Origin of the sequence: Dyadobacter beijingensis DSM 21582, from assembly GCF_000382205.1 — a bacterium.
GTDB lineage: Bacteria > Bacteroidota > Bacteroidia > Cytophagales > Spirosomataceae > Dyadobacter > Dyadobacter beijingensis.
Window position 1 is genome coordinate 330,287 of the sequence record NZ_KB907787.1, and the last position, 10,853, is coordinate 341,139.

The 10,853-nt window shown below is 53.6% G+C and carries 10 protein-coding genes; 6 read left to right on the forward strand and 4 right to left on the reverse strand.

All coding sequences use genetic code 11. The annotated features are described in order from the left end of the window. Window positions 1-56 precede the first annotated feature (56 nt). Window positions 57-1,211: a hypothetical protein gene (locus H144_RS34260; protein WP_157504593.1), complete on the reverse strand. Its 1,155-nt coding sequence runs from the start codon at window positions 1,209-1,211 to the stop codon at window positions 57-59. 29 nt (window positions 1,212-1,240) lie between these two features. On the opposite strand from H144_RS34260, the gene H144_RS0108595 reads away from it, so the two are divergent. The 6 genes from H144_RS0108595 (at window position 1,241) to H144_RS0108620 (ending at window position 5,911) form a co-directional block, all read left to right on the forward strand. Then, window positions 1,241-2,086 (forward strand): outer membrane beta-barrel protein, encoded by an 846-nt coding sequence (locus H144_RS0108595; protein ID WP_019941652.1) that lies wholly within the window; start codon window positions 1,241-1,243, stop codon window positions 2,084-2,086. 18 nt (window positions 2,087-2,104) lie between these two features. Continuing rightward, entirely contained in the window at window positions 2,105-2,623 is a 519-nt protein-coding gene (locus tag H144_RS0108600) for an acyl-CoA thioesterase (RefSeq protein ID WP_019941653.1), read from the forward strand. Between the two features lie 54 nt (window positions 2,624-2,677). Further along, window positions 2,678-3,046: a Rid family detoxifying hydrolase gene (locus H144_RS0108605; protein WP_019941654.1), complete on the forward strand. Its 369-nt coding sequence runs from the start codon at window positions 2,678-2,680 to the stop codon at window positions 3,044-3,046. Window positions 3,047-3,199: 153 nt separating this feature from the next. Continuing rightward, window positions 3,200-4,750: a glutamate--tRNA ligase gene (gene gltX / locus H144_RS0108610; RefSeq protein WP_019941655.1), complete on the forward strand. Its 1,551-nt coding sequence runs from the start codon at window positions 3,200-3,202 to the stop codon at window positions 4,748-4,750. 104 nt (window positions 4,751-4,854) lie between these two features. Then, window positions 4,855-5,109 (forward strand): hypothetical protein, encoded by a 255-nt coding sequence (locus tag H144_RS31625; protein WP_019941656.1) that lies wholly within the window; start codon window positions 4,855-4,857, stop codon window positions 5,107-5,109. A 22-nt stretch (window positions 5,110-5,131) separates the two neighbouring features. Further along, window positions 5,132-5,911, forward strand: coding sequence for a TIGR00266 family protein (locus H144_RS0108620; RefSeq protein WP_019941657.1), 780 nt, complete (start codon window positions 5,132-5,134; stop codon window positions 5,909-5,911). A 56-nt stretch (window positions 5,912-5,967) separates the two neighbouring features. On the opposite strand, the gene H144_RS0108625 is transcribed toward H144_RS0108620, so the two are convergent. The 3 genes from H144_RS0108625 to H144_RS0108635 form a co-directional block, all read right to left on the reverse strand. Next, window positions 5,968-6,969 (reverse strand): two-component regulator propeller domain-containing protein, encoded by a 1,002-nt coding sequence (locus H144_RS0108625; protein ID WP_019941658.1) that lies wholly within the window; start codon window positions 6,967-6,969, stop codon window positions 5,968-5,970. Window positions 6,970-7,069: 100 nt separating this feature from the next. Further along, a complete protein-coding gene (locus tag H144_RS0108630) occupies window positions 7,070-9,124 on the reverse strand; it encodes a T9SS type A sorting domain-containing protein (protein WP_019941659.1) in 2,055 nt (684 codons plus the stop codon). A 134-nt stretch (window positions 9,125-9,258) separates the two neighbouring features. After that, window positions 9,259-10,839 (reverse strand): RagB/SusD family nutrient uptake outer membrane protein, encoded by a 1,581-nt coding sequence (locus H144_RS0108635; RefSeq protein ID WP_019941660.1) that lies wholly within the window; start codon window positions 10,837-10,839, stop codon window positions 9,259-9,261. Window positions 10,840-10,853: the final 14 nt, after the last annotated feature.

Consider the following 10,853-nt stretch of genomic DNA (forward strand, 5'->3'; position numbering starts at 1 on the left):
TTAGTAATAATTCACCACGAACTACACAAAAGGCCTGCATTGCGGGCCTTTTGTGTTTATTGGCATTTGTAGCGAAATGTGGTGTTCATGGTGTACCCACTGCCGTCTGGCAGCGGCGCCCAGGATTCGGGCAGGCCGTCGGCCCTGTATGCGTAAATGAATTTCTGGTCGTATGTGGGTCCCCCGACATAACTGGTGGATTTTTCGCTGGTCATGTTATTCACGCCATTCGAGGTGCGTACCGTCTCCACACTTTCAGGAATACCCTTGAATATCCTTGGAATGTGCGTTTCAGGATTGACATGATCGTCGTAAGTGAACTCCTGAAGATAGTTGGGTTTGCCGTCTTGCGTGAATTTAACGCTCAGCATATTGCCCCGCGTGTCATAAGTGTATTCATACAGATAGTTGGAGCTTTTTTGTGTTTTCGCCTTGCCGTTATCATCATACTGCACATCCATAATAACCTTCCCATCCGTGTTTTTGGTGATTGTCGAAGCGATAACACCGTTTTTGAACGTTGAAAGGACAGAGCTCGTAGGAGTTGTGATCAATGTGGATGCCAGCTTGTTCTGCGTATCATATGCATATTTTTTCACCATTTCACTTTCCTCGACAACTGGTGTATCATTATCTCCCTGCAATCGAATGACTGTTTTAATATCCACAGTTGTGGCGCGCCCAGATTCATATTGATAAGCTGATGTCTCAATTGTCTCTGTTTTAAATTTCAAATAATACTGGGAGTTGTACTTGTATGAGTGGCCTATTGTGCCCTCATACAAATCGATTGTGGTGACGATCATCCGCGTCAAATAACCATCCGAATTATACTGGGGTACATGGTCGGTAGTTATGGTACGCTTCCACTGATTAAAAGCTTCCGAATTACTGATCGACCTCGCGCTAACCAATTGTTTGTCGTCATCCAGAACAACCTCATTTCCCGATTCATGCGTGGATGTTTGAGAAGTTAAAATTGAAGTTTTACCTGTAAACAGGCATTCAGCCGGCTGCGGCTCATGATCCTTCTTCGAACAAGAAACAAAAATCACCAGCGCAATCATCACGCACGATGCCCGCAGCGCGCGACGCAGGGATAGAGAAATAGAGGTTTGAGGCATAGAATGGAGGTTTGTGAGGTAAAGTAGCAAGTAACCCAGAATAACTTTAACAATTTGGGATAAATCAGTTTCTTTTACAACTTGCATCACTCAACAAGCTTTCCCTGACATCACACATGAGCAAAAAATATTTACTTTCCGTTGCATTGTGCCTGACGCTTTTCCACCAGTTTGCGGTGGGGCAGGGCCGGTCCAAGTTCGGGGGGCGCTATACCGATCCTTTCGGCGTGCTAAGCGTGACGGCCGGCGTGGGGGTGGCCTATTACATGGGCGACCTGAATGACGGGGTCAATATGAAGCATCTCGGACTGGGGCCGTCGATCTCGCTGGGGGCGCTTTACCGCCTCACGGAGCACGTCAGCGCACGCGGCGAGCTGCGTTTTTACCAGGTTTCCGGCGATCAGCAGTATTCCAAAAACTTTCAGAACAACCTTTCATTTAAAACATTCAATCCGGACATCAACCTCGGCGTGCAGGCCGATTTGTTTGCTTACAACCGCCAGTCGCCCATTAATCCCTACCTGTTTGCCGGCGTGGGCGCCACTTACCTGAGCCCGAAAGCGCAGCTCGGCGGGACGTGGTATAGCTTGCCCGAACTCACCACCGAGGGTGTTAAATACAAAAGACTGCCATTGGTATTCACCGCCGGCATTGGTGTTTCCATGAAAACCACACAGCGCCTCAGCCTCGGCCTCGAACTCTGCAACAACTTCGTCAATTCCGATTACCTCGACGATGTGAGTACGGTGTATCCCAATCCCGACCAGCTGCCGAGCGACATCGCGCGGGCGCTATCCGACCGTGCGCCGGAGATCGGCGAGCAGCCGCGCCAGCCGGGCTGGAACCGCGGAAGCGCCAAAAGCAAGGATAGTTATCTTTTTTTACAGGTGCGGGCCACCTACCTCATCGGCAACCGCACCCAGAACATCGAGCGGAGAAAGACCCGCTGCCCCAAGTTTTAAATACATTTTACGATCGACATGCTGAAAGCCAAAAAGCCGCATCAATCCGAAGTGACCATGACCGAAATGGTGCTTCCCAACGATACCAACACACTTAACAACCTGATGGGAGGGCGGCTGCTGCACTGGATGGACATTTGCGCGGCCATTTCGGCACAAAAGCATTCCAATCGCATTGTGGTGACGGCTTCGGTGGATAATGTGTCGTTTACAGAGCCCATCCGCCTGGGCAACATCGTGACCATGCGCGCGAAGGTGACGCGGGCATTCAATTCTTCGATGGAGGTGTTCCTCGAAGTGTGGGCGGAGGACATTCCGGCGGGCGTGCGGGTGAGTACCAACCGCGCATTCTACACATTTGTGGCCGTTGACCAGAACGGCCGGCCCATCGAAGTTCCCCCGCTCGAACCCGAATCGGACGAGGAAAATGAGTTGTACCTGAGCGCACTTCGCCGCCGTCAGCTGCGGCTCGTGCTCGCCGGACGCCTCAATGCAGCCGAAGCTACCGAGCTGAAAGCGCTTTTTAAGGTGGAATAAGTCGGTAGGCACGGCATTATTTGGTAATTTTGCGGCATCAACTCTTTGTTACTTATGCCCAAACAGATCATCTTCTCGGATAAAGCACCGGCCCCCATTGGTCCTTACAGCCAGGCTGTTAAAATAAATGGCACCGTATACGTTTCAGGACAGATCGCCGCGGAACTGGCGAAGTCGGGCGATATCAAAGCGGAGGCCGGCGTGGTTATGCAGAACATCGGCCATATCCTGGGCGCTGCGGGCCTTGGTTTTCAGCACGTGGTAAAAGCCAGTATTTTCCTTCGCGATATGAACGATTTTGCCTCCGTGAACGAAATCTACGGCAGTTTTTTCACCAAAGAACCTCCCGCACGCGAAACCGTACAGGTAGCACGCCTGCCGAAAGACGTGAATGTCGAAATTTCCGTGATTGCGGTTGAGTAACGGCTTGCGGAATGGTCAGGAAGTAGTCAAGTATGGTCGAGAAGTGGTAAGTGAGTCAAGTGTTGAGAGGAGAGAGAGTTTTAACTACAAACGACAATACCTGACAACCCATGACCACAAATGACAAACACATTAAACTTAATTTTTTGAATAATGAATAATAGACCTGTCAGGGTACGATTCGCGCCTAGTCCCACCGGTCCGCTGCACGCGGGCGGTGTGCGTACTGCCCTGTATAACTACCTGTTTGCACGCCAGCAAGGCGGCCAGATGCTGCTTCGCATCGAAGATACCGACCAGAACCGTTACGTTCCGGGCGCTGAGGCATACATCCTGGAAGCATTGGAATGGCTGGGTATCGGCATCGACGAGGGCCCGCAGCAAGGTGGCCCGCACGCGCCATACCGGCAGTCGGAAAGAAAAGAAATGTACCGCGAATATGCGGAAAGGCTTGTTCAGGAAGGGAAAGCGTATTATGCGTTCGATACCCCCGAGCAGCTGGACGATATGCGCAAGCGCCTCGAAGCCGCGAAAGTGGCGGCCGTGCAATACAATGCGATTACCCGGACGGAAATGACCAACTCGCTGACGCTGTCGGCCGAGGAAACGAAAGCGCGCCTCGAAAGCGGCGACCCGTACGTAATCCGTATGAAAATCAGCCCGAAAGAGGATATCCGTTTCAACGACCTCATTCGCGGCTGGGTGGTAGTGCATTCGTCGCAGATCGACGATAAGGTGCTTTTGAAATCGGATGGCATGCCGACGTACCATTTGGCCAACATCGTGGACGACCATCTGATGGGCATCACCCACGTGATCCGGGGCGAGGAATGGCTTCCTTCGGCGCCGCTGCACGTGCTGCTATACCGCTACCTGGGCTGGGAAAGCACGATGCCGCAGTTTGCGCACCTGCCATTGCTGCTCAAACCGGACGGTAACGGCAAGCTCTCGAAACGCGATGCCGACCTGGGCGGCTTCCCGATCTTCCCATTGGAATGGACCGACCCTAACACGGGCGACAAAGCGCGCGGATTCCGTGAAGAAGGCTATCTGCCCGGCGCAACGGCCAATTTCCTTGCATTGCTCGGCTGGAATGCCGGTACCGAGCAGGAGATTTTCAGCATGGACGAGCTGATCGCTTCGTTCAGTTTCGACCGCGTGCACAAGGCGGGCGCCAGATTCGATATTCAAAAAGCAAACTGGTTTAACCAGCAATACCTGAAACAACTGGACGACGCGGCGATCATCGCGGAACTGAAACCGCTGTATGCCGTGAAAGGCATTACGGTCAATGACGGCCAGCTTGCGCAGATCGTGCATTTGCTGAAAGACCGCGTGCATTTTATCAGGGAGATCGTTTCGGAATCGCTCTTTTTGTTCAACGCGCCGGAAGAATACGACCAGGATGTGGTGATCAAGAAATGGAACGAGGAAGCGGTGAATGCGATCGGCGGTTTCAAGGAGGCATTGGCGGCATTCGAAGGAAATTTCGTGGCGCACGATATTAAAGAAGTGCTTTCGGCGACGATGGAATCGCTGGGAATCAAAATGGGCAAGATCATGCAGGCATTGCGCCTGGCGGTAACCGGCGCCGGTGCCGGCCCGGATTTGATGATCATCATGGAGATCCTTGGAAAAGAAGAAGTCGTGGCCAGGCTGGAAGGTGCGCTGAACCGCTTGTCAGCCCAAATCCGGCTGGCGTAAGTTCCGGCCTACCGCAGAATCAAATTCCATTGAATCGGCGGGGATCATTGCATATTTTCGTAATAAGTGAATAACGGGCCTCAGTGCCCATTGGCATCAAACACATGGCTAAGAAAAAACAGTCGGAGACATCCAAACCCGCGCCCGAAAAACCGCGTGTGCATAAGGATTTGGAAGGTTTTGATATCCAGATCAACTCGTTCGGTGAGATCACCACGAGCTTTGATATGGACCGTATCAATGAATTTTTGAATAAAAATGTGGATGACAAAAAACTCCGTGACCGCGAGGATATCCCCGGTCGGAAAACCCGGAAATCGAAGAAAAAGAGCTCCGAGGAGGAAGAAGAGGAAGAATAAACCATAAACTTTTTACGAAAAAATGATCTCACACGAAATCGACTACAAAATCATCGGCGACGACATTCAGGTCGTTGAAATCGAATTAGATCCGAACGAAACCGTGATCGCCGAAGCGGGAGCAATGCTTTTTATGGAAGACGGCATTCAGTTCGAAACTAAAATGGGCGACGGCTCGGAAGCGAACCAGAGCGTGATGGGCAAGATTTTCCAGGCAGGTACGCGTTTGCTCACGGGAGAGTCGCTGTTTATGACGCATTTTACCAACCGCGGTGTAGGCAAGAAGAAAGTAGCCTTTTCGGCGCCTTATCCCGGTACGGTCATGCCCATCGACCTGTCGAAAATCTACGGCAACGAATTGATCGTGCAGAAAGACGGCTTCCTGTGCGCGGCGATGGGTACAAGCATGAAAATCCATTTCAACCAGCGCTTCGGCTCGGGCTTGTTCGGCGGCGAAGGTTTTATCCTCCAAAAACTGAAAGGCGACGGGATGGCGTTCGTGCACGCGGGTGGCGTCGTGATGGAGAAGCAGTTGAACAACGAGACATTGCGCATCGATACCGGCTGCGTGGTGGCATTCGAGCAGTCGCTGAGCTTCGATATCCAGCGTTCGGGCGGGTTGAAATCGATGGTATTCGGTGGCGAGGGCATGTTCCTGGCCACATTGCGCGGGACTGGCCGTTGCTGGATACAGTCGATGCCGATTTCCAAACTGATCCAGCGGCTTTCCGCTTACGGTCCTAATTCGAGAAAAGAAAGCGGTTCGGTGATCGGTGGCCTGGGCAGTTTGTTCGAGGACTAATCTTCCGAAATCATTACATCGCAAAGGCGGGCTGTCACAGGCCCGCCTTTCGTTTTTTACTTTAATATAAAAACACCTTTGCCGCCCCCGAGCCATACCTGGCCGGCCGGGCTCTGGGCAATGGCGAAAATGCCGCCGCTTTCGTCGAGGTCTTTGAGCTCCCAGCTGCCGTTGCGGAACACGCCGTATTCCTTATCGCTCCAGAATGCGGCCCATATGCGGTCGTCGCGGTCTACGAAAACCTGCTGCGTCATATACACCAATTTGTCGTCCTGCGGCAGATTAATCACCTGGCTCGACTTGCCGTTGAACCGGAATATCTGCGGCCTGCCGGGAACGATCGCGCTCGACAGTCCGTAATTGATCGACGCGACGAGCTCATTCTGCTTGTTAGTGACGATGTTGCCGTAATAATAGGGATTGAAACCGAGCTCTTTCTCCCCGAAAATCGTCCATTCATCACCTTTAATGCGTGCCATCGAGGTAGAAGTGACGCCGTCGTTCAATGCCGCCCAAACGGTATTTTCCTGGTCGATGGCAATGCCGGCGACGAGGTTGCCGGGCAACCGGGAGTTTTGCGGTGTAAATGCCGTAAACTGGTTTCCGTCGTACTTCACGAGGCCGCCCTGCCGGGATGCGCCGGCCGAAAACCACACATTGTCGGCCCCATCGACCTCGACCGCGCGTACGGCATTGCGGGGAAGGTTGTATTGGGTGTGATTAATGCGGGTAAACCGGCTGCCGTCGAATTTCACGAGATCGTCGGTACCGATCCAAACATTGCCTTTTTTATCGACGTCGATGTCCCAGATGGCGGCTCTGCTCAGAATGGAATTGGTGGAATCGAAAACGGAAATGCCGGAGCTGCTGTACCGGATGAGCCCCTGGCCGAGCGTCCCGAGCCAGGCTGTGCCGGAAGCTTCGAATGCGATGGAGATAACGTGGTAATCTTTGAGGTTGGTTTCTGAAATTTCAAGCGGAACGGGAATGTCTGTTTTGCTGCTGGTGCAGGCATTGAGCACATGGAAGAGCAACGCGATGAGTAGCAATTTTTTCATGAGTCAGGTGGTTTAGCAATTCGGGACGGAGTACTCACCATTGGACACATCGGACGCAGTCGGCGTTGGAATAGTCTGTCTGTTAAAAGGATATATTTTCTTAATAAAAAACAATATGACGCGTGTGGCGCTGATCGCCTGCGGTTACCTGCAAGATGTATTTGCCGGCCGGCAACGCGTACACGGGCCGTACGGAAAGTAACCCGACCGCTTCGTGCGCGGAGGTGTACAACGGGTGCTCGCGGCCGGCCGCGTCGAAAATGCGGCAGGTAATGCCCTCTTCGATGGTGGCGGGATCGGCGGGCGGCATGACGTAAAAATGCTGTTGGGTAACCGGGTTCGGGAATACCGTCCATGGGGCCGGTGCGCCGTTGCGGAACAAGGTGATAATGGTCGAATAGGAGGTGCTGCCATTGGAATACCCGAGTTTCAGCCGGTAAAACAGCGTCCCGTCGCCGGGGGCGGTGTCGGTAAAGCCGTATACACCCGACGCATTGGCCGGCGGCGCGGTGAAGGTTTCGAGATCGGTGTAGGTTTGGCCGTTCGTAGTTTTTTGGAGGGTAATCGTGGCGAGGCCCGGCACCGGTGCCAGGGCCCAGGCCATACGCATATCCGCCCCGAGGGTCTTCGTGCTGATCGCATGCACATAATCGATCTCCCGCGCTGAGCTTTCAACGTAAAATGTACCGGAAAGACTGCCGGGCAGCATGGGGTTTTGGCCTGCGAGCCGGATGCGGTAGGCGCCATTGGCCAGCGACGCGGGAAGCTGGATTTTCAATGGACTACCTGCTCCGTTCCCTGCCACAGCGATGAAGTGTCCCTCCGCATCGTATAGTTCCGCGGCGATTTGCAGGTCGGCGGGGACACTGCCCGTCACGACGAATGGCAGGTTGAACGTCGCGCCCGGGTACATGCGGGCGGGCGTTACGCCTGTGTGTAAAGCGTAGGCGGGTTGCAGGGGCGTGGTGCGGGCGATGGCCGTGTCGGCCAGGCTGCGGTTCCAGGCGCGGGCCGCAAGCGAGAGGCCCTGCACACCGCCGGGGACGTTTTCGAAATGTGCGGAAGCCGGGCGGGGAATCTGGATGGTGTCGAGATAGGGGCCCTGGAAGGCATTGAAACCGGAGAGCGCTATCAGGCGGTTCTGCGCGTTCAGGACCGGCAGGTAAGGGTCTTTCAGCTGGTTGCTGGCCGAGTTGCGGGCAATGTACCAGGCAATGTTGTAGCCGGAATCTTTGCGGCTGTTCAGGATCAGCGTACGGATGCCTTCGAAATACTGGTTTTCATTGAAACCCAGCTGCGCGTCATTTTCTCCGTGCGCCCATAGCACAGCCCGCACGCCGGTGAGCGAGATGAGGTAGCGCATCGTGTTGATGATATTGGTATATGGCTGCCGGTTGGGCCAGAATTTACCTACATATAAATTGTACGCATCCTTGCCCGAAGCGGCGTCGCGGTAGTTTTCTGCATTGGCGGCCGCCCAGGCGGTATTGTAGAATAGCACGGGCGTTTTCCATCTTTGGAACAACAAATCCCCCAGCTCGCCCCAATACCAGGCCGTTTCGCCATTGGGAAATATGTTGTTGCCGCTTTTCAAAGGCTCGAATGCAGGAACGGGCATCGGGCCGTCGGGTGCTACGGTAATGTTTTCCGCATTCAGCGTTTTATTCACCGCATTGTAGGAAACCACATTTGCCGAAGCATCTTTCGCGCCGAGCCCCGGCAGGCCCATGGCGTTGGAATTACCGGTGACGAGAAACACTTCACCCACGCCCACCCGCGCGACGACGGCGGAATCGGTTACGCCGTTGGGCGCCGTGGCGATGAGTTTAAGGCGGTACCAGCCGGTAGCGGCCGTGAATGTGGTGTGAAGAAAGCCTTGCGCGAGCTGGGTATCGTCGAGCTGCTGCGCCTGAGCAGGATGGGTATTGCCCTCGATGGGCGTCAATGTCACCTGAATGCTTGAATAGGGGTAATGCGCGTAGCCGGTAATGGCTATCGACGCCGTACCGGCCGCATTGCGCTGCATCACCTGGCTGGCAGCCGGGCTGGTGACGACGAGCTGCGCGCGGGCATTCACCATGCCGGCTAGCAGGCAAAACAGCACCGGCCAGCAGTGCGCGGGGAGCCTGGCAGAAAAACCTGTCCTTTTCAGCATTGCAAGGTTTTGGGTAGATCTCAGGTTGTGAATATAAAGGAAAATGACTTTGCGGGGCGCGGTGTCTGTTGATAAGAACGAAAAAAGCCGGCCCTCAGATGAAGGCCGGCTTTTGAAAAACAGATAAGAAATTATTATTGGTAACCCGGATTCTGAGGTTTCAGGCTCGGGTTGTTTCTCATTTCCTGGATACCCAACGGGAACAGCAGGTGTTTTTCCAGCAATGGAGCACCACCACTCACGTTCAGGTTGCGGTGACCTACGAAGTTGTCGAACTTCTTGGTTTCCTCGTTGAACACCTTACGCAGACGTACCATATCGAACCAGGTAATGCCTTCGTAAGCGAATTCATGCCAGCGCTCTTTCCAGACAGCTTCTTTGAAGGTAGTGGCTGTATAAGTGCCGATCGCAGGCGTAGTCAGTTTCGCACGGTCGCGGATCGCTTTCAATGCATTGTATGCTTCCTGGTCAACAGTTCCCTGCTCAGCTTGTGCTTCTGCGTACATGAGCAGCACATCCGAGTAGCGCATCTGGTTCACGTTCAGGTTGTTCAAGCGAGTAGGGGTAATGCCGGGGCCACCCAATGCCGCAATGTTGAAGTATTTGAACACGTAAGGGGCGCCCAGGTCGAATTTCTCGCCGGTACCATTGGTATAGTAGGTGGTGTAGAACCAGCCTTCCTGATCTTTGGTACGAAGGTCGCCTGTTTCGTAGGACTTGTAGAACGACATCGTTGGCACTGTGCTACCCGTTCCGCTAGGACCCGAGTAAGTTACCGCTTTGAAGTTCGGGAAGAAGTCGTTCAATGGGAAACCTGCCACCACACTGTTGTACTGGATCTGGAACATGTGCTCCATGCGGTTTTTCAGTTTCTCGTCGTGCAGCTCCTTGTAAGTTGCGAACAAACCTAATGTTGAAGGGTTAGCCTTCGCATAGTCGATCACTTCCTTCGCTTTGTCGCCCGCCAGTTTGTAATGCGAAGCACCTTTTGACAATGGGAAACCTGCCATCGTGAGGTACACTTTCGCCAGGTAAGCCTTCACAGCCATTCTGGATACGCGTCCGTTGGCATTGTAGTCGGCCAGATTGGCAGCTTCCGCAGCCAGGAGGTCGTCCACGATCAGCTTGTACACTTCTTCCTGGGATGCTCTTGCAGGGAAGAAATCTTCGGAGTTTGCAGTTTGCGGCTTGGTCACCAAAGGTACATCGCCCCACAATCTTACCGCATAGAAATAAGCCCATGCACGCAGGAAACGCGCTTCGCCGAGCAATCTCACTTTCTGTGCCTCATTGGCAGCCGGGAACTGAATGCCCGGGATTTTTTCAATTGCCAGGTTGGCGTTCGCGATCACACGGTACAAGCCGTTCCACCAGTTGCTGATATGGCCTGTGTTACCATCGTAAATGAGTGCGTACAGGTTGTTCAGGTCGGAGTTCTGGCCTGTTTCGGTGGTTGCGGTACCGGTTGGCGCTTCGAGCATCTGCCAGTTGGCCGAGAAGATACCGGCACCATCACCGAAGAAACGCATTTCTGCATAAGTAGCCGCGATGGCCGCTTCCGCGTGATCGGGAATGGTGTAGAAGGTATCCGGTTGAAGGTTCGACGGATCTTGCTCGTCGAGGAAGTCGGAGCAGGCAGTCGGTCCCAGCAGGATCGCTCCGCAGAGCAAAAGTTGATAGAATTTTTTGTTATTAAGTTTCATGCTGAATGTCATTTTGAATGATACAA